This is a genomic window from Kordiimonas laminariae (genome assembly GCF_023008165.1).
GTDB lineage: Bacteria > Pseudomonadota > Alphaproteobacteria > Sphingomonadales > Kordiimonadaceae > Kordiimonas > Kordiimonas laminariae.
Genome location: NZ_JAKQZA010000004.1, coordinates 400,483 through 425,758 on the forward strand (window position 1 = coordinate 400,483; position 25,276 = coordinate 425,758).

The 25,276-nt window shown below is 45.5% G+C and carries 26 protein-coding genes; 15 read left to right on the forward strand and 11 right to left on the reverse strand.

Going from position 1 to position 25,276, the window contains the following annotated elements:
• Positions 1 to 199: 199 nt before the first annotated feature.
• The 3 genes from rplI to rpsF are packed head-to-tail and all read right to left on the reverse strand — an operon-like array spanning position 200 to position 1,440.
• Entirely contained in the window at positions 200 to 802 is a 603-nt protein-coding gene (gene rplI / locus MF542_RS10450; protein WP_247018929.1) for a 50S ribosomal protein L9, read from the reverse strand.
• A gap of 24 nt (positions 803 to 826) precedes the next feature.
• Positions 827 to 1,057, reverse strand: coding sequence for a 30S ribosomal protein S18 (gene rpsR, locus MF542_RS10455; RefSeq protein WP_247018931.1), 231 nt, complete (start codon positions 1,055 to 1,057; stop codon positions 827 to 829).
• The gene (rpsF, locus tag MF542_RS10460) at positions 1,057 to 1,440 is read right to left on the reverse strand and encodes a 30S ribosomal protein S6 (protein WP_247018933.1); all 384 of its coding nucleotides are present in this window, start codon (positions 1,438 to 1,440) and stop codon (positions 1,057 to 1,059) included. Before rpsF ends, rpsR begins: the two co-directional genes overlap by 1 nt.
• A gap of 248 nt (positions 1,441 to 1,688) precedes the next feature.
• Between rpsF and fabD the strand changes: the two genes are divergently transcribed.
• From fabD to gmk, 7 genes are all read left to right on the forward strand, one after another.
• Positions 1,689 to 2,627 carry an ACP S-malonyltransferase gene (gene fabD, locus MF542_RS10465; RefSeq protein ID WP_247018935.1) on the forward strand — a complete coding sequence of 313 codons (939 nt, stop codon included), beginning with the start codon at positions 1,689 to 1,691 and terminating at the stop codon, positions 2,625 to 2,627.
• Between the two features lie 16 nt (positions 2,628 to 2,643).
• Complete coding sequence (gene fabG, locus MF542_RS10470; RefSeq protein WP_247018938.1) at positions 2,644 to 3,381, forward strand: 3-oxoacyl-[acyl-carrier-protein] reductase; 738 nt, start codon at positions 2,644 to 2,646, stop codon at positions 3,379 to 3,381.
• A 187-nt stretch (positions 3,382 to 3,568) separates the two neighbouring features.
• The gene (locus MF542_RS10475; RefSeq protein WP_247018940.1) at positions 3,569 to 3,802 is read left to right on the forward strand and encodes an acyl carrier protein; all 234 of its coding nucleotides are present in this window, start codon (positions 3,569 to 3,571) and stop codon (positions 3,800 to 3,802) included.
• A 111-nt stretch (positions 3,803 to 3,913) separates the two neighbouring features.
• Positions 3,914 to 5,185 (forward strand): beta-ketoacyl-ACP synthase II, encoded by a 1,272-nt coding sequence (gene fabF, locus MF542_RS10480; protein WP_247018945.1) that lies wholly within the window; start codon positions 3,914 to 3,916, stop codon positions 5,183 to 5,185.
• Between the two features lie 116 nt (positions 5,186 to 5,301).
• Entirely contained in the window at positions 5,302 to 6,228 is a 927-nt protein-coding gene (gene mltG, locus MF542_RS10485; RefSeq protein ID WP_247018947.1) for an endolytic transglycosylase MltG, read from the forward strand.
• Between the two features lie 38 nt (positions 6,229 to 6,266).
• Positions 6,267 to 7,154 carry a YicC/YloC family endoribonuclease gene (locus MF542_RS10490; RefSeq protein WP_247018949.1) on the forward strand — a complete coding sequence of 296 codons (888 nt, stop codon included), beginning with the start codon at positions 6,267 to 6,269 and terminating at the stop codon, positions 7,152 to 7,154.
• Positions 7,155 to 7,166: 12 nt separating this feature from the next.
• On the forward strand, positions 7,167 to 7,838 hold the full coding sequence (gene gmk / locus MF542_RS10495; RefSeq protein ID WP_247018950.1) for a guanylate kinase: 672 nt from the start codon (positions 7,167 to 7,169) through the stop codon (positions 7,836 to 7,838).
• Between the two features lie 5 nt (positions 7,839 to 7,843).
• Here the strand turns inward: gmk and rsmA are convergent, their stop codons facing one another.
• The 4 genes from rsmA to MF542_RS10515 form a co-directional block, all read right to left on the reverse strand.
• On the reverse strand, positions 7,844 to 8,698 hold the full coding sequence (gene rsmA / locus MF542_RS10500; protein WP_247018952.1) for a 16S rRNA (adenine(1518)-N(6)/adenine(1519)-N(6))-dimethyltransferase RsmA: 855 nt from the start codon (positions 8,696 to 8,698) through the stop codon (positions 7,844 to 7,846).
• Entirely contained in the window at positions 8,691 to 9,701 is a 1,011-nt protein-coding gene (pdxA, locus tag MF542_RS10505) for a 4-hydroxythreonine-4-phosphate dehydrogenase PdxA (protein ID WP_247018954.1), read from the reverse strand. The genes rsmA and pdxA overlap by 8 nt, the downstream gene beginning before the upstream one ends.
• A gap of 6 nt (positions 9,702 to 9,707) precedes the next feature.
• The gene (locus MF542_RS10510) at positions 9,708 to 10,985 is read right to left on the reverse strand and encodes a peptidylprolyl isomerase (protein ID WP_247018956.1); all 1,278 of its coding nucleotides are present in this window, start codon (positions 10,983 to 10,985) and stop codon (positions 9,708 to 9,710) included.
• A 79-nt stretch (positions 10,986 to 11,064) separates the two neighbouring features.
• Entirely contained in the window at positions 11,065 to 13,296 is a 2,232-nt protein-coding gene (locus tag MF542_RS10515) for an LPS-assembly protein LptD (RefSeq protein ID WP_247018958.1), read from the reverse strand.
• 223 nt (positions 13,297 to 13,519) lie between these two features.
• Here MF542_RS10515 and MF542_RS10520 point away from each other — a divergent pair, with 223 nt between their 5' ends.
• The 4 genes from MF542_RS10520 to MF542_RS10535 all read left to right on the forward strand — a co-directional run bounded on the left by MF542_RS10520 (position 13,520) and on the right by MF542_RS10535 (position 16,764).
• Complete coding sequence (locus MF542_RS10520) at positions 13,520 to 14,983, forward strand: leucyl aminopeptidase (protein ID WP_247018964.1); 1,464 nt, start codon at positions 13,520 to 13,522, stop codon at positions 14,981 to 14,983.
• Between the two features lie 5 nt (positions 14,984 to 14,988).
• On the forward strand, positions 14,989 to 15,438 hold the full coding sequence (locus MF542_RS10525; RefSeq protein ID WP_247018966.1) for a DNA polymerase III subunit chi: 450 nt from the start codon (positions 14,989 to 14,991) through the stop codon (positions 15,436 to 15,438).
• A complete protein-coding gene (locus tag MF542_RS10530) occupies positions 15,396 to 15,896 on the forward strand; it encodes a GNAT family N-acetyltransferase (RefSeq protein WP_247018968.1) in 501 nt (166 codons plus the stop codon). The genes MF542_RS10525 and MF542_RS10530 overlap by 43 nt, the downstream gene beginning before the upstream one ends.
• A 79-nt stretch (positions 15,897 to 15,975) precedes the next feature.
• Complete coding sequence (locus MF542_RS10535; protein ID WP_247018969.1) at positions 15,976 to 16,764, forward strand: alpha/beta hydrolase; 789 nt, start codon at positions 15,976 to 15,978, stop codon at positions 16,762 to 16,764.
• 1 nt (position 16,765) lies between these two features.
• Here MF542_RS10535 and MF542_RS10540 read toward each other — a convergent pair whose 3' ends face one another.
• Entirely contained in the window at positions 16,766 to 18,658 is a 1,893-nt protein-coding gene (locus MF542_RS10540; protein ID WP_247018972.1) for an ABC-F family ATP-binding cassette domain-containing protein, read from the reverse strand.
• 130 nt (positions 18,659 to 18,788) lie between these two features.
• Here MF542_RS10540 and ndk point away from each other — a divergent pair, with 130 nt between their 5' ends.
• Positions 18,789 to 19,211: a nucleoside-diphosphate kinase gene (gene ndk, locus MF542_RS10545; protein WP_247018974.1), complete on the forward strand. Its 423-nt coding sequence runs from the start codon at positions 18,789 to 18,791 to the stop codon at positions 19,209 to 19,211.
• A gap of 91 nt (positions 19,212 to 19,302) precedes the next feature.
• Here the strand turns inward: ndk and MF542_RS10550 are convergent, their stop codons facing one another.
• From MF542_RS10550 to purM, 3 genes are all read right to left on the reverse strand, one after another.
• Positions 19,303 to 20,247 carry a hypothetical protein gene (locus tag MF542_RS10550; RefSeq protein ID WP_247018976.1) on the reverse strand — a complete coding sequence of 315 codons (945 nt, stop codon included), beginning with the start codon at positions 20,245 to 20,247 and terminating at the stop codon, positions 19,303 to 19,305.
• A gap of 217 nt (positions 20,248 to 20,464) precedes the next feature.
• Positions 20,465 to 21,118, reverse strand: a complete 654-nt coding sequence (gene purN / locus MF542_RS10555) for a phosphoribosylglycinamide formyltransferase (RefSeq protein WP_247018979.1) — start codon at positions 21,116 to 21,118, stop codon at positions 20,465 to 20,467.
• A gap of 5 nt (positions 21,119 to 21,123) precedes the next feature.
• Positions 21,124 to 22,227: a phosphoribosylformylglycinamidine cyclo-ligase gene (gene purM, locus MF542_RS10560; protein ID WP_247018981.1), complete on the reverse strand. Its 1,104-nt coding sequence runs from the start codon at positions 22,225 to 22,227 to the stop codon at positions 21,124 to 21,126.
• A 155-nt stretch (positions 22,228 to 22,382) separates the two neighbouring features.
• Here purM and MF542_RS10565 point away from each other — a divergent pair, with 155 nt between their 5' ends.
• The 3 genes from MF542_RS10565 to MF542_RS10575 are packed head-to-tail and all read left to right on the forward strand — an operon-like array spanning position 22,383 to position 25,253.
• Complete coding sequence (locus tag MF542_RS10565) at positions 22,383 to 23,468, forward strand: DUF2066 domain-containing protein (protein WP_247018982.1); 1,086 nt, start codon at positions 22,383 to 22,385, stop codon at positions 23,466 to 23,468.
• Between the two features lie 17 nt (positions 23,469 to 23,485).
• On the forward strand, positions 23,486 to 24,610 hold the full coding sequence (locus tag MF542_RS10570) for an AI-2E family transporter (protein ID WP_247018984.1): 1,125 nt from the start codon (positions 23,486 to 23,488) through the stop codon (positions 24,608 to 24,610).
• Positions 24,582 to 25,253 carry an HdaA/DnaA family protein gene (locus tag MF542_RS10575; RefSeq protein ID WP_247018986.1) on the forward strand — a complete coding sequence of 224 codons (672 nt, stop codon included), beginning with the start codon at positions 24,582 to 24,584 and terminating at the stop codon, positions 25,251 to 25,253. The genes MF542_RS10570 and MF542_RS10575 overlap by 29 nt, the downstream gene beginning before the upstream one ends.
• The last annotated feature ends 23 nt before the right edge of the window (positions 25,254 to 25,276 follow it).

Sequence of the window (25,276 nt, forward strand, 5' to 3'; positions counted from 1 at the left end):
GCTTACCTTCCAACGTTGAGGGTCTCAAACAGGCGTGCCAACATAATTGGATTGCTGATCAGCGCAACTCTTTTGTGCACTTTTTTCACGTTGTTTTTTCCACAGGTGGATAACTATGGGGATAAGTTACGCTCTGAACGCATATAAAAGAAAAGGCGACCCAAAGGCCGCCTTCTCATAATAGATATAATAAGAAGAATTACTCTTCAGTAGTTTCTTCTTCTGCAGCTTCTTCAGTTGTTTCTTCAGAAACTTCAGTCTCTTCTTCAGCAGCGAATTCAGCTTCAGCGTCGAAATCTTCTTCTTCAGTGTTTGAAGTAACAGCTGCACCTGTTTCGAACTGCATCTCAGCTTCTTCAGCAGAGCGTGCAATGTTCACAACAACAGTTACAGATACTTCTGGGTGAAGTGAAAGAACAACGTCGTGCAGACCAAGAGTTTTAATCGCGCGATCAAGAACAACTTGGTTACGGGAAACCTTAACGCCTGCTTCAGCAACAGCTTCAGCGATGTCACGTGAAGATACTGAACCGTACAGCTGGCCACTTTCACCAGCAGAACGGATCATGATAACTTTAAGATCAGCGATCTTAGCAGCTACAGCTTCAGCTTCAGTTTTGCGTTCTAGGTTTTCAGCTTCTAGGCGTGCACGGTCTGCTTCGAATGCAGCTTTGTTAGCTTCTGTTGCACGAAGAGCTTTCTTCTGTGGCAACAGGAAGTTACGAGCAAAGCCGTCTTTTACGCTTACAACATCGCCCATCTGGCCGAGTTTCGCAACGCGTTCTAGTAGGATAACTTCCATTTTAGGACTCCTTTGCGTGAGCGATTATTGAACGATGAAAGGCAACAGAGCGATGTTACGTGCGCGCTTGATCGCTTTCGCTAGCTCACGTTGTTTCTTTGCAGATACAGCAGTGATACGGCTAGGAACGATTTTACCACGCTCAGAAACATACTTCTGAAGCAGCTTTACGTCTTTGTAATCAATTTTTGGTGCATTTTCGCCAGAAAACGGGCAAGTTTTACGACGACGGAAGAATGGACGACGAGCAGCCATTAGTTAGACTCCCTTTTTGGACCACGGCCTTCACCACGTGGGCGACGGTTGTCTTTGTCTGCTTTAGAGCGAAGAACGATCGATTGACCTTCCTCAAGCTCTTCAACGCGAATTGTCATGAAACGCATTACATCTTCGTGTAGGCGTGCCTGACGCTCCATCTCAGCTACAGCTGCGTGTGGTGCGTCGATGTTCAGAAGAACATAGTGACCCTTGCGATTCTTTTTGATTTTGTAGGCTAGGTTCTTAAGACCCCAGTATTCGCTCTTGGCGATTTTGCCTTCGTTCTCTTCGATAATCTTAGAGAAGTCAGCAGTAATGCTTTCCACTTGCGACGCGCTAATGTCTTGGCGCGCAATGAAAACATGCTCGTATAAAGCCATGTTTAACTCCTATGTGCTGATCGCTCTCCCACCACCATGGTAAAGGAGCCTCCAGCTCGCTTCAAAAATCTGTATTCTCTGGTACCTTATGAACTAGGTCCGTGAATAAGACGCGCCTCTATAACGCTGCTGTGGCGGAAAAGCAAGTGAAAGCTAGCTATGCATAAATATTTTACGTTAAATGCTTGCCTTTACCTTACGGCCTATGCCAAACCGCCATTTAAAGTTTGAGGCTTTTGGAGGACAAAATGACCCGAGCACTCGTATTTCCTGGACAAGGAAGTCAGTTTGTAGGCATGGGAAAATCCCTTGCTGAGGCTTATGAGCCTGCACGTTTGGTATTTGAAGAAGTAAATGATGCGCTTTCGCAAGATCTATCAAAGATCATGTGGGAAGGCCCAGAAGACGAATTACGTCTTACGGAAAATACTCAACCAGCATTGATGGCTGTTTCTATGGCCGTTATTCGCACATTGGAAGATGGCGGCGTGAAAGTGGCTGAAGTTGCAAGCCACGTTGCTGGCCACTCTCTTGGCGAATATTCAGCGCTGGCAGCAGCTGGTGCATTCTCTATTGCTGATACGGCGCGCCTATTAAAGCTTCGTGGTCAAGCAATGCAGCGCGCGGTACCTGTAGGCGAGGGCGCTATGGCGGCCATCCTTGGTCTTTCTATGGAAGACGTAAACACAGTTGTAGAGGCTGCGAGCCAAGGTGAGGTTGTTGTATCGGCAAATGATAATGCTGACGGACAAGTTGTCGTATCAGGCCATAAAGCCGCTGTTGAACGCACAATTGAGCTTGCAAAGGAAAAAGGCGCAAAGCGCGGTATGCTTCTTCCTGTATCAGCGCCATTCCATTGTCCGCTAATGAAACCAGCAGCAGATGAAATGAAAGCTGCGCTTGCTGAAGTAACTATTGAGCGTCCATGCGTTCCAGTGATTGCTAACGTACTAGCCGCTCCAGTGAGCGAACCTGAGGGAATCGCTAATCTTCTTGTTGAGCAGGTTACCGGTTCTGTTCGCTGGCGTGAGAGTGTTGCCTCAATGTCGTCACTTGGTATCGACACGGTGGTTGAAATTGGTGCAGGGAAAGTTCTATCAGGGCTAGCGCGCCGTATTGATCGTTCGCTGTCTACTGCTAATATTCAGGAACCAGCAGATATTGAAGCGTTTACAAGCGCTCTTTAGACTATAGGGAATATTCATGTTTGATTTAACAGGTAAAAAAGCACTGGTAACTGGCGCAACAGGCGGAATTGGTGCCTCGATTGCTAAAATGCTTCACGCTGCTGGCGCTGAAGTTGTTGTTTCCGGTACTCGTGCCGAGAAACTTCAGGATCTGGCAAGCGAGCTTGGTGAACGTGTTCATGTAATCGCAGCAAACCTTTCAGACCGAGAGAGCGTTGACCAGTTGGCAAAAGATGCAGCTGCGGCAATGGGGGGCGTTGATATCCTTGTAAATAATGCAGGTATCACAAAAGATAACCTCGCGATGCGTATGAAGGATGAAGATTGGGATTCTGTAATGCAGGTGAACCTCGAAAGTTCATTCCGCCTTATGAAGGGCGTAATGCGCGGCATGATGAAATCTCGCTGGGGCCGTATGGTTAACATCACTTCTGTAGTTGGTGTTACAGGTAATCCAGGGCAGGCGAACTATTGTGCATCAAAAGCTGGTATGATTGGTCTTTCCAAATCTATGGCACAGGAAGTTGCATCTCGCGGCATTACTGTGAACTGTGTAGCTCCTGGTTTTATTGCGACACCAATGACTGATGTGCTGACAGACGAGCAAAAAGGCGCAATTACAGCTGGAATTCCATCAGGTGAACTAGGTGCGCCAGAAGATATTGCATCTGCGGTCTTGTATCTTGCAAGTAATGAGGCCAAATATGTGAACGGTCAAACTCTCCACGTAAATGGCGGTTTGGCAATGATTTAACCGTGGTTTGCATTTTTGCAGACCATATTTTCGTAACATAGGCTTCTCAAACAGTTGAAACTATGTTACGAGCACCCCGATGCACATGGTTTTATATATTTTTTAATGAATGACTATGTGATATGTGGGGTTTTACTCAAGGGTTAATAACCCCTATTAATCAGTGTTAAGAACGAGGAAAAGAGCAATGAGCGATATTGCCGATAAGGTGAAAAAAATTGTAGTCGAGCACCTAGGTGTAGAAGACGATAAAGTAACCGACACTGCTAGTTTTATTGATGACCTTGGCGCAGATAGCCTGGACACTGTTGAGCTGGTGATGGCGTTCGAAGAAGAGTTTGGTATCGAGATTCCAGACGATGCAGCTGAAAAAATTCAGACTGTAAAAGACGCTATCGAGTTTATTAGCGCGAATTCCTAAGCTGGGACTGGATTTCAGCACGGGCAACAGCTTGGCCAGTTTAGGTTAGGCTGTTGCCCTTTTTACTTTTCTGTCAGTTTACGGGCTGAATGATAGAATAAGGATCGCTCCATGAGACGAGTTGTTGTAACCGGATTGGGTATGGTGTCACCACTGGCAAGCAGTGTTGACGGAACTTGGAAACGGTTGATTGAAGGTCAATCAGGCGCGGGCAATATTAGTTTGTTCGACGCAACTGATTATCCTTGTAAAGTTGCCTGCGAAGTAACGCTGGGTGACGGTTCAAACGATACATTTAATCCTGATGATTGGATGTCTCCAAAAGATCAGAAGCGCGTTGATAACTTTATTGTATTCGGCATGGCGGCCGCAATACAGGCTGTCCGGGATGCTGGATGGGAAGAGCCAGGCGAAGAAGAGTGCCTTCGTACAGGTGTAATGATTGGTGCTGGTATTGGCGGCCTTAAATGGATTTCGGATACATCTCTTGTTCTGAAAGAAAAAGGTATTCGCCGTGTAAGCCCTCACTTTATCGCTGGCTCTATTATTAACCTTGCGTCCGGTAACGTATCTATTAAGTACGGTTTCAAAGGGCCAAACCATGCAGCTGTAACAGCTTGTTCTACTGGTGCTCACTCTATTGGTGATGCTGCACGTCTCATCGCGCTTGATGATGCAGATGTGATGGTTGCAGGCGGTGCAGAAGCATCAATTTGTGAAATTGGCATGGCCGGCTTCAGCCAGGCACGTGCGCTTTCTAAGAAATATAACGATACACCAGCTGCTGCGTCTCGTCCGTGGGATGAAGGCCGTGACGGTTTCGTTATGGGTGAAGGTTCAGGTGTCGTTGTTCTTGAAGAGCTTGAGCATGCTAAGGCACGTGGCGCGAAGATTTACGCTGAAGTTGTTGGTTACGGTATGTCAGGTGACGGCTATCACGTAACTGCACCAGCACCAGATGGTAACGGCGGTTTCCGTTCCATGCAGGCTGCTATGAAGCGCGCTGGCTTTGGTGTTGAAGAACTTGGTTACATCAACGCGCACGGTACATCCACACCACTTGGTGATGAGATTGAGTTTGGTGCAGTGAAACGTCTTCTTGGCGAACATGCTGGCAATATTGCGATGTCTTCAACAAAGTCTTCTATCGGCCACCTTCTTGGTGCAGCGGGAGCTGTTGAGGCAATTTTCTGTATCAAAGCGATCAATGAAAATATTGTGCCACCAACCTTGAATTTGGATAACCCTTCTGAAAGCTGTACAGGTATTGACCTTGTGGCTCATGAAGCACAAGAGCGCGATGTGAAAGCTGCGCTTTCCAATTCCTTTGGTTTCGGCGGTACGAACGCTTCTCTCGTGATGCGTGAATACAACGGCGATTAATTAATCGTCTAAAAATTTAAAGATCGGTTTAGGGACTGTCTTTTACCTGATAAGGTAACAGTATGTTTCTGAACCGATTTTTTTATATGCTCATCTGGGCGGCAGGATTGGTGCTAGTGGCTTATGGGCTTTTTACTGGCCTATCTGGTGCGATTCTCGCACGGCCTGCAAATACCCAGACGGAAAGCTATTTTTATATTCCTGCAGGGAAGGGCAGTTTAGCTATTGCCGCGCAGGCTGAACGAGCAGGGCTTGTTGAAGAACGTTGGCAATTTCTTTTTGCTGTCAATCAGCTTGGACTGGCACGATCACTGAAAGCTGGAGAGTTTTTAATTCCAGCTGGCAGCGCTCTGAAAAACACGCTGTCAATCATTCAATCTGGCAAGACATATACAAGACGGTTGAGAATTCCTGAAGGTTCTTCGGTTGCTGAAGTTGAAAAACTTTTTTCCGAAACCCCCTGGATCGAAGGTTTCTTCCCAGAAGCTATTGAGGGCAGTTTACATCCGGAAACTTATTTTTATGAACGAGGTGATAGTGCGGGAGAGATTGTTAACCGCATGCAAGCGAAGCAGCGCGAGTTGTTACTGGAACTTTGGAAGAATAGAGACCCTGCGGTTGAGCTCAAATCACCTGAGGAGGCACTAAATCTAGCTTCTATTGTTGAGAAGGAAACGGGGCAAAAGGGCGAGCGGAAACTGGTTGCAGCTGTTTTTCATAACCGACTTAAAAAAGGTATGCGACTGCGTTCAGACCCAACAGTGATTTATGGCCTAACGGGTGGATTACCTTTAGGCCGGCAATTACTACGCAGCGATATCAGGCAGTATTCCGATTATAATACCCATAGAATTAATGGCTTGCCGCCAACCCCTATAGCTAATCCTGGCGAAGCCTCAATCCATGCGGTTCTTAATCCAGCAAAGGTTCCGTATTTATATTTTGTGGCTGATGGCACAGGGGGGCATGCTTTCGCGGTCACGCTTAAAGAGCACAATAAAAATGTAGCCAAATGGCGAAAAATAAGAGATAGCAAGAGCTAGCGAATATTGCAGCTTGCAAAACAATTGAAGGGATAAACATGCCACTTAACAGCATGACAGGCTTTGCCAGAGGTGCAGGGGCTGCCGTAGGGCATACATGGAACCTTGAAATCAAAAGCGTTAACAATAAAGGGCTTGATGTGCGTATGCGCTTTCCAAGCTTTCTTGATGGTTTTGATTTAGAAGCAAAAAAGATTGTTGGCCAACATTTAACGAGGGGCTCGGTTTTTGTATCTCTGTCTGTTGAGGCAGAAGATAACGATGGCGCCTTCGTTGTAAATGAGGATCGCCTTAAAACACTTCTTTCAGTTGCCGGGAAATATGCAAACGAAGATGGAATTAATCCAGCTTCTTTAGACGGGCTGCTAGCGATTAAAGGTGTTGTTGACCTAGCAAGTAAAGAGCTTTCGGAAGATGAAAGGAAGGTTCTGGAAAAAGAACTTAGGGTGAGCTTGGTTGAAACGCTTGAAGAGCTTAAGGCTAGCCGTGCAGATGAAGGCGCACGTATGGCTGAATTTCTTGAAGCTCAGATGGATGAAATTGAGCGCTTGAAAGATAGTGTTAAAGCTATGTCAGGCGATCGCGTGATTGCTATGAATGAACGCTTTAAAACGCAGCTTGAAAAGTTAACCGGCGCTGATAAGCCTATTTCTGAAGAACGTTTAGCTCAGGAAATTGCGGTTATCGCCGTAAAGGCTGATATTCAGGAAGAAATAGACAGGCTTGAAAGTCACATTGATGAAGCGCGAGCACTTCTTAAGGAAAGTAAGCCTGTAGGGCGCCGACTCGATTTTCTATGTCAGGAATTTAATCGTGAAACCAATACTCTTTGTTCCAAATCTGGGGATGCAAAGCTAACAAAAGTAGGTATTGATCTAAAAACTGTGATAGATCAGTTCCGTGAACAAATTCAAAATATTGAATAAATAGGGTCAGGGATGCCACAACAATTTATCAATAAACGTCGAGGGTTAATGCTCGTATTGTCTTCACCATCGGGCGCGGGGAAAACAACGCTTACACGCCGGTTGCTTGCTGAAGACGGTGACATGACTATGTCTGTTTCGGCGACAACACGTGAAGCGCGTCCTGGTGAGGAACATGGTAAAGACTATTATTTTGTGACCCACGAACGTTTTCAGGACATGATTGAGAACAATGAACTTCTTGAACACGCAATTGTTTTCGGAAATCGCTACGGCACACCTCGTGGCCCTGTGACAGAGGCACTACAGGAAGGCCGTGATGTTATTTTTGATATCGATTGGCAGGGTACTCAGCAGTTGATGTCTAGCTCTCGTGCTATTGATTTGGTACGTATTTTTATTCTTCCGCCATCTATTGCAGCTTTGGAAAAACGTCTTAAAGCTCGTGGTCAGGATAGCGAAGAAACCGTTGCTAAACGCATGGAGCAAGCCGAAAGCGAAATCAGTCACTGGGCAGAATATGATTATGTACTGGTAAATGATGACCTTGAACAAACATACGAAGACCTGAAAGCTATTATTCGAGCGGAAAGATACCGCCGTGAGCGTCGACCGGGTATGTCCGAGTTCGTGAGAAGCTTGATGGAAGAACGTATGGGGTCTTCTGATACAGCTGCAGAATAGATGAATTAGGCGCGCATTTCGCCGTATATGCGCGCTAGCCTTACAAATTCCTCAACAGAAACAGTTTCTGCTCTTCGTGTTTCTTCAATATCTGCAGCATTTAATAGTTCAGCCGCATCTACATCCAAGCCTTTCATGCTGGCCCGAAGCATCTTACGGCGTTGACCGAAGGCTTTTTCAACCACTTTTTCCAAATGCGCGAGTTTTACGGTGCTATCCATTGATTCTGTTGGTTCGAAATGAATGATGGCACTAGCTACCTTTGGTGGTGGTGTAAAGGCAGCTGCGGGTACATTCATTGCAATTTTCACTTTGCCTCGCCACTGCGCCAGTACTGAAAGCCTTCCATAAGCCTTGGTGTTTGGCTGAGCAACAATTCGCTCTGCTACTTCTTTTTGGAACATCAACGTTAGTGAAGCGTACCACGGTTTCCATTCATCAACGGTTAGCCATTTGATGAAAAGAAGTGTTCCAACGTTATAGGGCAGGTTAGATGCGATGCGCGCGATTTCGCCTCCTTTTGGAGCAAGAAGCGCGAATTCATCCATCTCCATTGCATCGCCTTCAATGACCTTAAGGGCACCATCATAGGCTGCCGAAACTTCTGCAAGCGCAGGTAGGCAGCGTTTATCCATTTCAACGGCGACAACGCGCTTTGCGCCATTGGCGAGCAACCCTCGAGTAAGGCCGCCTGGGCCCGGTCCTACCTCGTAAATAACACTATCTGATAGATCCCCGGCAATTCTTGCAATCTTACCTGTCAGGTTTAAATCCAAAAGGAAGTTCTGGCCGAAAGACTTTTTGGCACGCAGATCAAATTCATTGATAACTTCACGGAGCGGAGGGATTGTATCAGTCATGGTTCAATTGCCTTGCAGTCATTTCTTCCGCCATTTTAATTGCCGCTAGCATACTATCAATCCGAGCTATATTTTTCCCTGTTAATTCAAGTGCCGTACCATGATCTGGTGAGGTGCGGATGAAAGGTAAACCCAGTGTTATATTCACACCGCCCCAGAAATCTACGGTTTTGATCGGAATGAGAGCTTGATCATGGTACATACAAAGAACAGCGTCATACTTGGAACGAGCTTCAGCGTGGAAGAGGGTATCAGCTGGGAGAGGATCACTCACATCAACGCCGTGATCTCTAAGCTCCCATATGGCAGGCATGATGTGAGTTGCCTCTTCCATCCCTATAGTGCCGTTTTCACCAGCGTGCGGATTAAGGCCTGCAACCGCTATCTTTGGCTGCTCAATACCAAAGCGATATTTTAAGTCTTGGGCGGTGACCAGCCCCACATGTACGATCTTATTTGCTGTCAGCTGTTTAGCTACGTCCTTGAGCGGAATGTGAATGGTTACAGGTACAACACGTAAATCCTGTGCCGCCAACATCATAACCGAATGATCATCTTTTTTTCCCGAAAGACGGGCGAGAAATTCGGTATGCCCTGGGGCATCAAAGCCTGCGCTATATAACGCAGCTTTATGAATGGGAGCCGTAACAATACCAGACACCTTATTTGAAAGTGCCAATTCTGTAGCCAGTTCAATAGAGTTAATAACTGCTTGGCCATTAGCAGGATTAAGTTCCCCAAGCTTTATTGGTGTAGCTGTTTCAATATTGAGTACAGGTAGCGCGCTTTCGAAAACACTACCGGCCTTAGATACATCATCAATAACTTCGGTAGGTGTCGTTTTGGAAGCTTCTGATATCGCGTCTGGTGAACCAATCATACAAAAAGGCAAGAGTTTATTATCTCGCCGTTTTTCCCATATGCGAGCAATTAGCTCTGGGCCAACACCAGAAGGCTCGCCCATGGTTATAGCAAGCGGTTTATGTTGTTGAGCTGTTTTCATCGAGGTTTAGCGGTAATCAATAATGGCGTCGCGTCTAAGGTCGCGAAGATAACGACGGCCCATCATTGCTAGGCGTTGTTGCTCAATCTGATTCATGATTTGATCGAAATCGGGTTCCTGAACCTGTGGTGCTCTTTTGTCGCAAACGACAAGTACACGCCAGCCATCGTCCATTTTCATCATATCAGTGGCACCGCCGGCATCAAGAGCTTCAACTTTGGTGCGAATTTCACCTTGCAGAGCGCGTAGACGAAGCGCGCCAATTTCAACACGTCCATCAGCACCGGCTGAGGTAGCAATTGTGTCTATACTAGTGCAATCAACCGTTCCTGTGTGAAGGTTTTGTACTGTAGTTTCAAACTGAGTTGCAAGCGCTGTATCTGCGACTTTTTCCGTAGAAAGGTGTAACTGCCGAATATCTACTTCTGTATCGAGAGGGTCGGCCACTAAAACACGACGACGATCACCAAGGCCAAGAATAGCAAAGCCGCCGGCAGTTCTAACAGGATCAGAAATTTTCCCAACGTCTAAACCTTCAACGATGCCGGCATAGTCGTCGTTCATGCTATCGACTGTTATCCAGCCAAGATCACCACCAACAGCCGCAGAAGGTGAACTGGAAAGCTGTTTTGCTATTTCATCAAATTTAGCGCCTGCGCGAAGGCGTTCAACAATTTGCTCGGCATTTGATTTAATGCTGGCTTCCTGTTCAGGGGTGTTTACATCAAAAACAATTTCATTTAGGCGATATTCAAATTTACCTCGGTTATCGCGAATTTTTTGAATGCGAGCTTCTACTTCTTCATCTGACACAGATACGAAGGAGCCTAAGCGACCTTCAACGAGCTGTGACCAAGCTACTTCAGCTTCCATTTGTTTTTGCATAGAGCGTTTACTTGAGCCGATACTTGTTAACGCTGAAGCAAATTGATCTGCTGTTTGGCCAACGCCTTGGGCACGGCGGGCAAAAAAGTCATCCAATTGTTCAGCAGCTATGACAAGATCAACTGTTGCAGCTTCTTGAAGTTGAAGGCGTTCATCAATCATAGTTCTTAGAACTTGTTCACGCACCTTAAGAAATTCTTCCTGTGTGTTTACCCCACCAGAAAGCGCAATCACCAAGCGTAAACGCTGATCAATATCAAATGAAGAAATAGGTTCGTCATTCACTAACACTTCGATGCTATTCACAGCTTGTTGAGCGGAAACTCCCATGGTCAGCGCTACACATACTGCGCTTCCTAAAACTGTATTCTTTACAAGTTTTTTAGTTTTTTTAATCACTCTAATATTGCCCAACTGTTACTGCGATTGATCAGTTTAAATCTGTTTAAAGCGTTTTAGCGCCTTTTGTGACAAGACACTACCCTAAATTAATCAATTTTATCCGAAACATAATTGATGTTCCTGGTTCAATATCTCTGTCTCTGGTGAAGGTTTCTCTCCACCGTAAGCCAAGTTGAATACATTCATTCTGGTATTCTACACCAAGGCTATACTCAAGATTACCGCTTCCTTCATCAATAAGTTCATTTGTAATTCTATCTGGAATTTCGGCACCTTTAAGGCGGCGAGAAAAACTGCCAGTCAATTTCCAGTTTGTATTGAAGTTATAGAAGCCACTTGCTCTGACTTCTTCTCGGTCTTCCCGGTTTAAGGATGTCAGTTCCCGGTTGAGCTTCAAGTACCCAACGCGAAGTGAAGCATTTTCATCACCAAAGGTTACATCAATTTCATTTCTTCTAAATGAAAAACTCTTATCATCCAATCGATACCGATGCTCAAGATCAATCCAGCCCTTGTAATTGATATTGGTTCGACCGACGATATCTGAACTGTCACCTTCCAGACCTGCTCCATCCGCCAATACCACGTCTGTGCTGTCTATTCTTAAGCTTTGACCAAGAACAATATCAGTACTTAAATCGCCTGTTTCATAGCGCCACTTGAGGCCATAGGTAACTCGGCTTCCTTCTTCCCAGAGGTCGAAACCCGATGTGCGATCAGAAGAAAATAGATTTACGTCATTAAGTTCGAAAGCTCTACTATCCTCATTTACGATGCTGTTTGGTGTGCCTCTGCGAGGAGATAGAGTAACTTCTAAGATTGGTTCTAGAGTTTGCGTACTATCACCACTGTGTTTAACAAGGGGCCAGCTAACTGTGCCAGTTACGCGTGCTAGATTGCGCCACTCGCTTGAAGATGCCCCAAAGTTACCTGCAAATTCGGTTTCATCAGGTTGAGCTACATCGTCTACATTATATAAATCAGATCGTACGAGCGCTTCTGTGTCAAAAATAAAACCTTTCGGCGTTACCCAGCGTTTTTCCCATTTTGCTGAAAGCGAAAGGCGCTGAGTATCAAGACCGTCTGTTCTATGAAGAGCTAGGGCATTTCCTTGTACGCTTAAAGTACCTCCCAAAGGTTTGAATGGGGCTACATATTCAGCGTCAATTAGTGGCAGTGCATGCCCTGTTAAACCAGCGACATCTTCGATACGAAGTCCCTGGAAAGCCAGAGCGCGGCTCGAAATATATGAAAGTCCAAAGAAACCCTCTAATAGATACTCGCTGGTTAACGTATCAGCATCTGAGATATCATATCTTCTTAGGTAAGTATCATCTGATGCCCAGTTAACCTTAAGGGAAGAACGCCAATTTTTTGTATGGTTATAACTGCCGTCCGCTGCGATATGTCCGCGAAACTCTTTTCTGGTGTTAAGTGGATCGGTGAGGTCTTCATTTCCTGTACGAGCAATACTGCCTCTGGTGATACTGCCACCAATAGAATATCTACCATTTCTAAGATGATGGCGATATTCGGACTGTAGAACGAAGCCTTCACGTGTTGTGTAAATAGGTTTAACCGTGATGTCCTGACTATCATTAAATACATGATAGTAGGGAACACCTATATAGAAACCCAAGTTGCGCGTAGTTTGGATGTCGAGCGGTAAAACTCCACTAGCTTTATCGACTGTAGGATCAGGATGTGAGAAATAGGGTGTCCAAAGAATAGGCAGTCCAAATACTTCCAGAATTGCATCTTCATAATAAAGCCGCTTCTTTTCTTTATCGTGGACCACCTTTACTGCTTTGATTTGCCATAAGGGCGCTTCTGGCTTTTCTTCGGACTCCAGACAAATTTTACAAGGGCTATAAACAGCTCTCTTAAGAACAGTTTGTCCGTTTGTATCATCTTTGGTTCCCGAAACTGCTCGAACCTGCGCGCCGTCTGCCATTAAAAGCCGGATATCTTCTACAAAAGCTTTTTGAAGGGAATCCTGAAGTTCCATCTGAGGTGCGAAAACACGGTCACCATTGGGAGAGGTTAAGGTAACAGCACCATAGGCATGGCCGATACCTGTTTTCTCGTTATAAACAACTTCCCCTGCAGTAAGGGTATATCCGTCGCGTTGGATAAGGACGTGCCCAATTGCTCGCACAACACCTGTGTCTTGGTTGTAAGTAAGTTGATCTGCGGCGAAATCGATCTTCTTTTCTTCAGTAACCTCTTGGACTTTAACCTCTGCAGCATAAACTGGACTAGAGGCTGCCAAAGCAATCAAAAGCGCTGACTGTGAAACCAATGACATAAATAACCCTGTGCATCATTTTATTGTTGAGGTTTTGATAGACGCAAAGAGCCTGAACCGCAACGCGCAAAAACCAATGATGGATAAAAACTCACGCTTTGTCATATGGAATTATGGCTTTTTCGAGGGGCAGAGCTTGCCAAGATCGAAAAATAGAGGCAAATAATGCACTAAAGGGCAATGAGATTGTCTCGTCTCGCACAGATAATAAAAGAGGAATCCCATGAAGGTTTCATTTGATAAACTAGCACTACCTGAAAATGGTGCACTCGTAATTTTGGCTGAAAAAGATGCTCCATTCACTGGTCTTGCTGCGGAAGCAGATAATGCTGTGTCAGGTGCACTTTCGAAGGCAAAGGATGTATCCAATTTTACGGGTGCTGCAGGGCAGGTTAAAGAGATCATCGCTCCTGCTGGGCTGGCAGTTGAGCGCGTTGTGCTGCTTGGTCTTGGTGATAAGGGGATTGATTCTAATTACTCAGGCCTGACAACAGGTGCAACTGTTGTATCAACACTTCTTAATAGTGGATCAGAAACCGCAACTGTGATTGCGTCGGATGATGACGCAGTAGCAATTGCTGAAGGTGCGCTTCTCCGTTCTTACCGTTTTGATAAATACCGCACCAAAGAACCTGAAAGCAAAAAGCCAACGCTTAAGACTATTATTGTTGCGACAGGAAATCCTGATGCAGCTGCTGAGGCTTTCTTGGAGCGTGAGCGTGTGATTGACGGTGTGTTTATGACACGTGATCTGGTTTCTGAACCTGCAAACATTCTACACCCAGAAAGTTTTGCAGATGAAATTACAAGCTTGAGCGATCTTGGTGTGGAAGTGGAAGTGCTTGGTGAAGCTGAAATGGCTGAATTGGGTATGAATGCGCTTCTGGGTGTTGGTCAGGGTTCTGATAAAGAGAGTAAGCTCGTTATCATGCGCTGGAATGGCGGTAATGAGGGAGATCAGCCTCTCGCATTCGTTGGTAAAGGCGTAACATTTGATACTGGTGGTATCTCGCTTAAACCGGGCGAGGGTATGGAGCAGATGAAATGGGACATGGGCGGCGCAGGAACCGTTGTAGGTCTCATGAAAGCTCTCGCTGGCCGTAAAGCAAAAGCAAATATTGTTGCTACCGTTGGTTTGGTTGAAAATATGCCGTCTGGCAATGCGCAGCGCCCAGGCGACGTTGTTACAAGCATGTCTGGTCAGACTATAGAAATCTTGAACACTGACGCAGAAGGCCGCCTCGTTCTTTGTGATGCCATCTGGTATACGCAGGATAAATATAAGCCGAAGTTCATTATTGATCTTGCAACACTCACTGGTGCAATCATTATTTCGTTGGGTAATGAATATGCGGGTATCTTCTCTGACAGTGACGAACTTTCTATGCAGCTTTCTGCGGCAGGAAGCCAAACAGGTGACAAAGTTTGGCGTATGCCAATCCATGAAAACTATGACAAGATGATCAACTGTGATATCGCAGATATGAAAAATATCGGTGGCCGTGCAGCTGGTTCTATTACCGCAGCACAGTTCCTCAAGCGTTTCACCAATGATGTACCTTGGGTGCACATTGATATCGCAGGTACTGTATGGTCGGAAAAGGACCTGCCTCTGAGCGCGAAAGGCGGAACGGGCTTTGGTGTTCGTCTTCTAGACCGTTTCGTAGCAGATAACTACGAAGGCTAAGATAAGTGGCGGAGATCAGATTTTATCATTTACAAAGGCAGAGCCTCGAAGAGGCGCTGCCGAAACTGATGGAGAAAGTCCATCAGGCTGGTCTCCGCGCAATTATCAAAGCTGAAAACAAAGCGCTTGTTGATACGCTCGATAAAGCGCTTTGGACATATGATGCGAACAGTTTTATCCCGCATGATAAGGACGGCTGCAAACACCCGGCAGAGCAGCCAGTTTTCCTTACGATAACAGATGAAAACCCAAATGATGCAAATGCCTTAGTGCTGATTAACGCAGCTTCATATGAGAAGATCGAGAAGTTTGATCGTTGCCTCTATATGTTTGATGGCAGGGATGAAACGATTGTGTCTCAGGCGCGAACCGACTGGAAGGCATATAAGGAACTTGGGCTAGAAATGTCTTATTGGCAGCAACGGGAAAATGGTGGCTGGGAACAAAAAGCCTGATTGTTATGCATTATAAACATCCAAAGTTACCTTATTATATTTCAACAGATTATTCCGAGTTTGATACATCCAAGATGATCAAGTGGCTCAGCGAAGACGCTTATTGGTCAACTGGTGTTCCATTTGAAGTTATGCACCGCGGTTTCAGCAATTCGCTGGCCTTTGGTGTGTTTCAGGCGAGCGGAAACCTCGTAGGCATTGCTCGAATGATTACAGACAGAGCAACCTTTGCATATCTTGCCGATGTATATATGGACCCTGACCATAGAGGTAAGGGGCTGGGTGAGTGGTTGATGGAAATTATAATGGCGCACCCAGACCTTCAGGGGCTAAGAAGAATGATGCTGGCGACCTCTGATGCTCATGGCCTCTATGAAAAATTAGGTTTTGGCAAGGTTAGTAAAACGGATGAGCGCCTGATGGAAATCGTGCGGCCGGATATCTACAAAAACGATTAATTACCCTTTTTTTACCAGTTTCCTTTATTCTTAATCTCAGGCTCAGAGGGATGTAATAAAAAGAATAAAGGATAATCCCGTGCGCGCTGTTGCTCGTTTTCTAGGCTTAGTAGCCTTTACCTATATAGCTATAGCTTCCTATATGTATTGGTATCAGGAAGACCTTATCTTTCATCCAGTGCCTGTTGAAGAGGGTTACGATTACGCATTCTCCACCCCCACCGAAGATATATGGCTGCCTCATGAGAAAGGCAGGTTACATGGTGTTTTGTTCAAAAACATTTCAGATGCAAGAGGGGTGGTTTTGTATTTTAAAGGGAACTTTGGAAACATAAGTTTTTCAGAGCGGCAGGCACATGTTTTCATGCGGTTAGGTTATGATGTAATTGCTATGGACTATCGCGGATCAGGTAAGAGTATTGGTCCACTTTCTGAAAAAGTTCTGCTTCAGGATGCTGAACGCTGGTACGATTGGGCATCGGATCGCTATGGCGATAATCATGTACGAGTAGTGGGGTATTCGCTAGGAACTACGTTCGCTAGTCATGTGGCTGCAGTGAAGCAGGTAGCCCATACCATATTACTTGCACCGATGAAATCTATTGAGGATATCGCAGCGCACCGTTACCCGCTTCTTCCTTCATTCCTAACGCGTTATCCATTAAGGTCTTATGAAAAATTAAAGCAAGCTGTGGGGCAGGTAATAATTTACCACGGAACCAATGACCGAGTTGTGCCGTATGCTTCAGGAGCTGCACTTGGAGAGGTTCTTGATCATAACGACCGTTTTTTAACGATAACCGGAGGCACACACTATGATCTGCTCACAAGAGGTGAGGTGCTCGCCGATATTCGAAGCCGTTGGTAGATTAAACGTCGAACTCGCTCTGTTTTTCTGCGTAGGTTTCTTCGGCTTCCATCCAAGCTGTTTCAGCCTGTTCAATCTTTTTTTCAAGCTCAGAAGCTTTCAAGCTTAAGTCCGCAACTCTATTTTCATTCCCCGCCTCATATAGAGCCGGATCACCTAGCTTTTTATCAATGAGAGTTTTTTGGTCTGTTAGTTTTTCCAACTGAGTCTCCGCCTTCTCTACCGCACGGCGGAAGGGGGCTAGTTTTCTTCTTGCCTCGGCTGCGTTTTGGCGCGCTGCCTTTCTGGTGTCGGCTTGTTTTTCTCCACGCTTCTCTGCGCGCTCACCAGCACGAAGCTTAAGCAGATGCTGTTTGTAATCTTCGAGATCACCTTCAAAACGCTTCACATCACCATCTTCAACAAGCCAAAGACGGTCTACACAGGCCTCTACCAAGTGCCGGTCGTGGCTAATAAGGAGTACAGCCCCATCATAATCATTGATGGCATGAATAAGAGCTTCGCGGCTATCAATATCCAAATGGTTGGTTGGCTCATCGAGAATAAGGAGTTGGGGCTTTTCAAAAGTTGCGAGTGCAAACATAAGTCGCGCTTTTTCCCCACCTGACAAGCTTTCGACTGGGCGATCAGCTTTATCAATACCAAACCCAAACCCTCCGAGGCGTGCACGTACCTTTGCCTCAATCGTATCGGGCATGAGCTTTTTTAAGTGATCAAGCGGGCTGTTTTTGGGGATGAGCTCATCAAGCTGGTGTTGTGCAAAATAGCCAATACCCAGCGTACGAGGGCGCTTTACTTTGCCGACGATGGGCTTCAGTTTATCGGCCACCAGTTTAGCGAATGTAGATTTACCGTTACCATTTGCCCCCAAGAGTGCAATCCGGTCATCCATATCAACACGGAGGTCAAGCTTTTTGAGGATCGGCTTGTTTTCTTCATAGCCAACGCTTGCTTCCTCCACAGCAATTAGAGGCGAAGAAAGCGGATCGGGCTTTGGAAACTTAAAAGGTACAGTATGTTCTTCAACCATTGTGGCAATAGGTTGCATGCGTTCGAGAGCTTTAATGCGGCTCTGTGCCTGTTTTGCCTTGCTGGCTTTGGCTTTAAAGCGGTCTACAAAGCTTTGAATATGCCTGCGCTCTGCTTCTTGTTTGGATTTAAGCGCCATTTGGCGTTCCATATTGATGCGGCGCAGTTCTTCAAATCGGTCATATCCACCTGTATAGATATTTAGTTTCTGGTTCTCAAGGTGAACAATGTGAGTGACAGCCTTATTTAAAAGGTCTCTATCATGGCTTACGATTACTACTGTGTATGGGTAAGTCTTGAGGAAGTTCTCAAGCCACATAACACCTTCGAGATCCAGATAGTTTGTTGGTTCATCAAGCAGCAGTAGGTCAGGCCTGTTAAAAAGTACGCATGCGAGAGCAACGCGCATCCGCCAGCCACCTGAATAGCTAGAGCAGGGGCGTGCTTGGGCTTCTTCATCAAAACCTAGACCAGCAAGAATTGTGGCGGCGCGGCTTTCGGCTGAATGGGCCTCAATATCAGCCAGGCGGGTATGGATGTCAGCAATACGATTTGGGTCAGTTGCAGTTTCTGCTTCAATATTTAAAGCCGTCAACTCTTTATTGGAGGCCAATACTGTTTCTAGAAGTGATTGGGGGCCGCCAGGAGCTTCCTGCCCAACATGGCCAACTGTCGCGCGTGGGCGCACCTTTATTTCACCTGTCTCGGGGCCGATTTCGCCCAGGATCATCTTCAGGAGAGTTGATTTGCCTGCACCATTTCGGCCTACAAAACCTACTTTGTGGCCTGCAGGGATGCCAACTGTCGCCTGCTCAAAAAGCACACGATCACCAATTCGATATGTGATGTCATTAATATGAAGCATGAGCGGGGAAGTATCACACCGTTTGGTTCGCTGCAATGAAGGAATATAAACTCTTTGCTATTAGATGCAGGGTTGGTTATAAGGCGCGCGAATCAAAGTTTTAACCCAACCTTCTTGAAGGGATAGTCACATGGCTGTGCAAAGAACATTTTCTATCATTAAACCAGATGCAACTAACCGTAACCTTACTGGTGCAATTAACGCGATCTTCGAAAAAGCTGGTCTACGTATCGTAGGTCAAAAGCGTATCCAAATGACTCAAGCACAAGCTGAGACATTTTACGCTGTTCACTCTGAGCGCCCATTCTTTGGTGAGCTTGTTGAGTTCATGACATCAGCGCCTGTTGTTGTTCAAGTTCTTGAAGGTGAAAATGCTGTTCTTGCACACCGTGAAGTGATGGGTGCAACAAACCCGGCAGAAGCTGCTGAAGGTACTGTACGTAAAGAATTCGCTCTTTCAATCGGCGAAAACTCTGTACACGGTTCTGACAGTGAAGAAAACGCAGCGATCGAAATCGCTCAGTTCTTCTCTGGTAACGAGATCGTTGGCTAATCAGCCAAAAAAGTTTGTCTAAGAGCTATTAGGCACGCGGTTCATTCCGCAGGAAAGGGCTACCCGATTGGGTAGCCCTTTTTAATTTTAACTATCCAATAGAGGGGAAGAAGCTGCGGCAATCTTGATTGCCTGTTTTTAAAATTGCAAAAGGTGAAATTCTGCCCCAGTTTTCTCCGATGTTCAGATGCACATCACGAACGTTAGGGACGTATGCTAGGGAATTAGGGATTCTTAAGCAGTATGCGATTTGTTCATTCTGAAAATCAGCTGTGATTGCGATCGCAACAGGGGTAATGTCTAGAACTAGATCTCTAGATAGACCCTCACCGGTAAAGGTCATTTGAAGAGGATCAAGTAGGTTTTCTCCGTCAAATGGCTCAAAATCCATGTAATCATCCATACATTCGGCTGGATCACGATAATCATAAGTTATTAAAGCGTCCTTCATTGGAGTTTCTGCAAGCCGAACACTTTGGTTGCCATTGAGACCTTTTAACTCAAGAATGAATTTTCCTTCATCATTCCAATCATCGGAATCTGCAACCACTAGAGGTTCATATTTTCCGTGAATAGAATGGCCAACACCACCTGTTAATTGTCCATTTGCGAGTTGCATTCTGCCTAAACTGAATACCAGCTGAGCCGTAGGGTGTTTGGTTCGAAGTTGTTCCATGGTTCGTTGAACATGAAGAAATGATTGACCAATATACTCTCCGAAAGCTGCAACGCCGTCGTTTTCGCTTTCAATAACAAGGGGATAAGCAATACGCGTTGTGTTTAGCTCATTACAGGTCATTGAATTTATATTGTATGATGATGTCGTGAGTTCACCGTCAGCTGGGTTACTAAATGTTCGGCGGTTAGGATAATCTGCTCCCCAGTTACTTGTGTGAGCACCAAGGTTTAGCCCGCCATTATTTTCGCTGCTTATCTCAACACCATGAATGTCGGGTTCAGGGTTGCCGGAGGTGTACGCACAAGCCGCGACAGTAGAGATTGTAAGAATAGAAATTAAAGATTTGAGAGATTTCATTATCGACCTCTTTCGTTTATGAAATACCCTCATAGGTATAAAAGTAATCGATTAATAAACTATTTATACTAATAGGTTGTATTTGGTTGTGGTTTGAACGTTGTCCTTGAAGAGTGCTATTTGAACGCGGGAACTTAAAGTTTAGGCTGAAATTTAGTGTGAAGAGTTTCGGGTATCGAGCTCCCGGAATACTCGAAACTCTATTTATGGACTTAACCTACTTTGTAGCTGGGCTGATGATACCTACATCACCCGAGTCTATGCCATTAAATGCTACTTTGTTGCCAGATACCCGAGCTTTACCTTCGGCGATCATTCGGATAGCAGCTGGATACATTTTATGTTCATAAGTCAATGTTTTAGCAGCAAGGCTTTCTGGTGTTTCATCATATGCAATGGGAACTGCGGCTTGCATCAGGATCGGGCCATTATCCATTTCCGGTCGCACAAAGTGGATTGTGCAACCGCCAAAGCGCACACCGTCTTCAATAGCCCGCGCATGGGTATGAAGGCCCTTATATGAAGGAAGTAGAGAAGGGTGGATGTTGATCATGCGATCACGCCAGCGGTTTACAAAATCCGAATTTAAGATGCGCATAAAGCCCGCAAGGCAGACAAGTTCTACATTATGTTCTTTCAAACAATTATGAACCGCACCTTCAAATGCCTCTCGAGTTTCGAAGTTTTTATGATCAATGCAAATTGCATTGATCCCAGCCTTTTCTGCACGCTCCAAGCCTTTGGCCTCTGGCCGATTTGATATAACGACCTGTATTTCAGCAGGATAATCAGCTTCAGCGCAAGCATCAATAATGGCCTGTAAATTGGTGCCGCTACCTGAGATCATTACACCTAATTTAAGTTTTGCCACGGGTGTTACTCCTCACCAGTGATTGCGGACCAATCAGTATCAGAGCCCCAGGAGTTTGCTTTACCTGTTACACGACATTTGGGTTTGCCTTCGCCGCTTGTAATCTTGCCGATTTCGTAAACCGTTTCGCCGTGCTTTTCGAGAAGCGCTTTTGTTGCTGCAACATTTTCGGCGGCAACTACAACAACCATACCAATACCGCAGTTAAATGTGCGGGCCATCTCTCTGGTTTCGATATTACCTTCCTGTTGTAGCCAACCGAAAATACCAGGCAATTCCCAAACGCTACTATCTACTTCAGCGATGGTATCTTTTGGCATTACACGTGGAATGTTCTCCAGAAAGCCGCCACCCGTAATATGGGAAAGGGCTTTTACATAGCCAGCCTTTGTTGCAGCAAGGGTGCTTTTTACATAAATCTTTGTTGGCGCGAGAAGAGCTTCACCAAGCGAACAATCATCAAATGGGGCTTTATCTGAATAATTATAGCCTTTGTCGCCTACGATACGGCGGATCAAGCTGTAGCCGTTTGAATGCGTGCCATTCGACGCCAAACCTAGCAAAACATCGCCTTCCGCAACAGTAGAGCCATCTAGTAAGGTGCCACGTTCCGCTGCTCCCACGCTAAAGCCAGCTAGATCATAATCTGCCCCTTGATACATGCCCGGCATTTCGGCAGTTTCACCGCCAATAAGTGCACAGCCCGATTGACGACAGCCTTCAGCGATACCTGCTACAACATCTGTCATTTGTGCAACATCAAGATTGCCTGTTGCCATGTAATCAAGAAACAAGAGTGGTTCAGCACCTTGAACAACAAGATCATTTACGCACATTGCTACAAGATCGATCCCAACTGTATCATGTTTCCCGGCATCAATTGCTACTTTGAGCTTGGTGCCCACACCGTCATTGGCCGCAACCAATATAGGATCCGTGAAACCCGCAGCTTTCAGGTCAAAAAGACCCCCAAAGCCTCCCAGATCGGCATCGGCGCCAGATCTGCGTGTGCTGGCTGCAAGTGGTTTGATGTTTTCTACAAGTGCTTCACCAGCATCAATATCAACGCCAGCGTCTCGGTATGTGTAAGATTGATTGTCGTTCGACACGGAACACCCCTGTTCGTTGCCCTAAAGTCGGCCCATTAGCATGCCAGAACATATGCGAAGTGGTGGTGTACATTTGTTCTCGCAAATACGTTTGAGGGCGTTATAGTGAGGCAAATTTATTAATGAAAGTGCGAATACGCAAGCTGTTGAGAAATATGAAGGTTTTATTCCGTATAAGTGCAGTAATGACACTATGTTTTGTGAGTGTTTTGAGTTTTGGTCATTCTTCATTGGCTCAAACCACAGAATCGCTTGATCGCCTTTTCACTATTAAAGCCATTAAAGTGGATGAAACCGCACGCCGAGCCAGCGAAGCTCAAAGAACAGCACTTGCTAAAGCTGAACTTGAAGCGTTTGATAAATTGCTGTTGAAGGTTACACAGCCTGAAGGTCGCGCTATTCTACCAGAAATAACTACTGCAGAAAAACAATCCCTGATAAGCGGGTTGGAGATCGTGGAAGAAAGCTCATCTTCCCGGAGATATACAGCAACGCTGAACGTACGATTTGAACCTTCTCTCGTTAGTCAGTTCCTTGCGCGTTATCACGTACCTCATGTTTTGAGTGTGGGACGCGGTTTAGTAGTTTTCTACGCCTTTGAGGATGGTTTGAATGAATACCTATGGCAGAGAAACACATCAAGTGATGCTGCTATTGATCAAGTAGACTGGATCAACCGAATTCGAAACTACACTTTCCCTGTAGGTGGGCTGAGAGAGCGAGCTTTAGTGTCCTATGAGGAAGTTAAAGAGCTGGATTTAAGCAAGCGTGACCGTTTACTCGCTTTCTATAATTTGCCTTCTGTTTTATTTATTCACTCGACCTGGAATGTCCAGTCTTCATCGTTGTCTTATAAGTTTAAATTATCGGATGATAATCTTGTGGGTGATGGATATATTGAGGCTGCTACATCAATTGAAGCTCAAGAAACTATGTTTGAAGAGGTTTTGGAGCAGATTGACAGTGTTTGGCGCTCCCAACTGCTTGTCGATACCGGGCAGGGCGGTTCAATGGACGTTCTTCTCGAAACTACATCCCTTGAAAGTTTGGTTGAGGTAGAAAAAAAGCTGGCCGATGTTACACTTGTTCAAAATGTAAAGATTGATGAAGTTGGATTACCTTTTAGTCGGATTTCTTTTCTTTATACCGGCAGAGAAGATCAATTAGTGGTCGCACTAAGGTTTGCAGGATTGAACCTTGAAGAATACGGCGAAGAGCGATTGCTTAAAGCTAGAAACTGAATCTTATAGAGGGATTTATGAATAGGTGGGTTTTAATCGCTTCAGCCGCAGTAGTTGGATTATTTGCGTATCTAACTTGGGGGGTACTGTTACCGTTTATGGCGGGCTTGGCTATCGCCTATTTTCTTGATCCAGTCGCAGATGTTCTTGAAGAACGAAATGTTCCAAGGGGAGCTGCAGCAGCGCTTGTTATCTTCTTATTCTTTTTAATTATTGTAGCAGTTATTTTGGCTATGTGGCCGATTTTGCAATCTCAAATCGGGGCTGTCGCGGAAACATTGCCTAAAACCTTGGCTAATCTGCGCCCTTGGATTAACGAAACTCTGCAGTCCCTCCATGATGATTTAGGTTTGCCTATCGGAACTGATGTTGAGAGCGTTTTAGGAACATATTCAGATGAATTGTTGGCTCAGGTAAAAGCGGGCGCAACAGGGGTTCTTAAGGGAAGTCTGGCGATCTTCAATATTTTCAGCTTGGCGCTGATTTCGCCCGTAGTTGCTTTTTATCTTCTACGCGATTGGGACTTGATTGTTGCGAAACTAAATAGCTGGCTTCCTCCAGCAGCGGCTGATGATATTAGGGAGCAGTGTGTAAAGATTGATGAGGTACTTGCTGGGTTTGTACGAGGTCAATTGCTGGTTAGCACAACAATGGGGGTAATGTACGGTATTGGCTGGTATTTAACAGGACTTGAGTTCGCGTTGGTACTTGGTGTGTTGGCAGGCGTTATGTCTTTCATACCATTTGTTGGCGCTTTGTTTGCGGCGATCGTTGCTGTAGCCATGGCAATAGGTCAGTGGGGCTTTGATCCTGCACAGGTTGGCCTTGTCGCTGCGGTATTTGTGGTGGTACAAGCTGTTGAAAGCTCTTTCTTAACACCTCGTTTGGTGGGTGAGAGAGTAGGTTTACACCCGGTTTGGGTACTGTTTGCGGTGTTCGCTGGTGGCGAGGTCGCTGGCTTCCTTGGAGTACTTATTGCCGTTCCGGCAGCTGCGGCAATTGCAGTTCTGGTACGTTACTGGATTGACAGATACCTTGATCATTATGATATCACCGAGGTGACAGCGGATAACGCTGAAGATAGTTTAGAGTCTACAGAAAAGGCTGAAGATAGTGACAGCAGCACGCCAGATACCGTTTGATCTAGAGATAGCGCCTAGTTATGCAATGCGTGATTTCATTGTTTCTGATTCAAATGCAGAGGCTTTCTCGCTTCTAGACAATATTGATGAATGGCCAAGCCATGTGGCCGCTGTTGTTGGCGCTAAAGCTTCCGGTAAATCCCACCTATCTCAAGCGTGGGCACACGAAGTAGGTGCTGTGTTTTTTGGCGAAGATATTGTTATCAGCGAATTGCCTGCAGGATCGGTTATTGTTTTTGAAGATGCTGATAAAGCTGGATTAGATGATGATACATTTTTCCATCTTTTTAACTGGATTAAAGAGATTGGTGCAAAGCTACTTATTACATCCGAGCTCGAGCCTAATCGGTGGAATGTAGGGCTGCCGGATTTAAAATCCAGGCTAGCGACAATACCTGTAGCAAATATTAAAGAACCAGATGATGAACTATTAATGGTTCTCCTGATTAAATTGTTTTCAGACAGGCAGTTACAGGTCGATATGAATGTGATACGTTATATTTTGCCTCGTATTGAACGCTCTTTTCAAGCGGTAATGGCTTTTGTGGAAGAATTAGATTCTATGGCACTCGCTGATAAGCGGAAGATTACCAAGACACTGGCTAAGCAGTGTCTCGACAAACGTGGCGGCGTAGAAATGTAATAAATCCTGTTTAGATCATTTCA

Coding starts and splice junctions, on each gene's coding strand:
- MF542_RS10520 (WP_247018964.1), top strand. CDS start 13,520: ATGAAGGTTTCATTTGATAAACTAGCACTACCTGAAAATGGTGCACTC.
- rpsR (WP_247018931.1), bottom strand. CDS start 1,057: ATGGCTGCTCGTCGTCCATTCTTCCGTCGTCGTAAAACTTGCCCGTTT.
- fabF (WP_247018945.1), top strand. CDS start 3,914: ATGAGACGAGTTGTTGTAACCGGATTGGGTATGGTGTCACCACTGGCA.
- MF542_RS10550 (WP_247018976.1), bottom strand. CDS start 20,247: ATGAAATCTCTCAAATCTTTAATTTCTATTCTTACAATCTCTACTGTC.
- pdxA (WP_247018954.1), bottom strand. CDS start 9,701: ATGAAAACAGCTCAACAACATAAACCGCTTGCTATAACCATGGGCGAG.
- rsmA (WP_247018952.1), bottom strand. CDS start 8,698: ATGACTGATACAATCCCTCCGCTCCGTGAAGTTATCAATGAATTTGAT.
- MF542_RS10570 (WP_247018984.1), top strand. CDS start 23,486: ATGAATAGGTGGGTTTTAATCGCTTCAGCCGCAGTAGTTGGATTATTT.
- MF542_RS10515 (WP_247018958.1), bottom strand. CDS start 13,296: ATGTCATTGGTTTCACAGTCAGCGCTTTTGATTGCTTTGGCAGCCTCT.
- rpsF (WP_247018933.1), bottom strand. CDS start 1,440: ATGGCTTTATACGAGCATGTTTTCATTGCGCGCCAAGACATTAGCGCG.
- MF542_RS10540 (WP_247018972.1), bottom strand. CDS start 18,658: ATGCTTCATATTAATGACATCACATATCGAATTGGTGATCGTGTGCTT.
- MF542_RS10475 (WP_247018940.1), top strand. CDS start 3,569: ATGAGCGATATTGCCGATAAGGTGAAAAAAATTGTAGTCGAGCACCTA.
- ndk (WP_247018974.1), top strand. CDS start 18,789: ATGGCTGTGCAAAGAACATTTTCTATCATTAAACCAGATGCAACTAAC.
- gmk (WP_247018950.1), top strand. CDS start 7,167: ATGCCACAACAATTTATCAATAAACGTCGAGGGTTAATGCTCGTATTG.
- MF542_RS10565 (WP_247018982.1), top strand. CDS start 22,383: ATGAAGGTTTTATTCCGTATAAGTGCAGTAATGACACTATGTTTTGTG.
- rplI (WP_247018929.1), bottom strand. CDS start 802: ATGGAAGTTATCCTACTAGAACGCGTTGCGAAACTCGGCCAGATGGGC.
- MF542_RS10490 (WP_247018949.1), top strand. CDS start 6,267: ATGCCACTTAACAGCATGACAGGCTTTGCCAGAGGTGCAGGGGCTGCC.
- fabD (WP_247018935.1), top strand. CDS start 1,689: ATGACCCGAGCACTCGTATTTCCTGGACAAGGAAGTCAGTTTGTAGGC.
- fabG (WP_247018938.1), top strand. CDS start 2,644: ATGTTTGATTTAACAGGTAAAAAAGCACTGGTAACTGGCGCAACAGGC.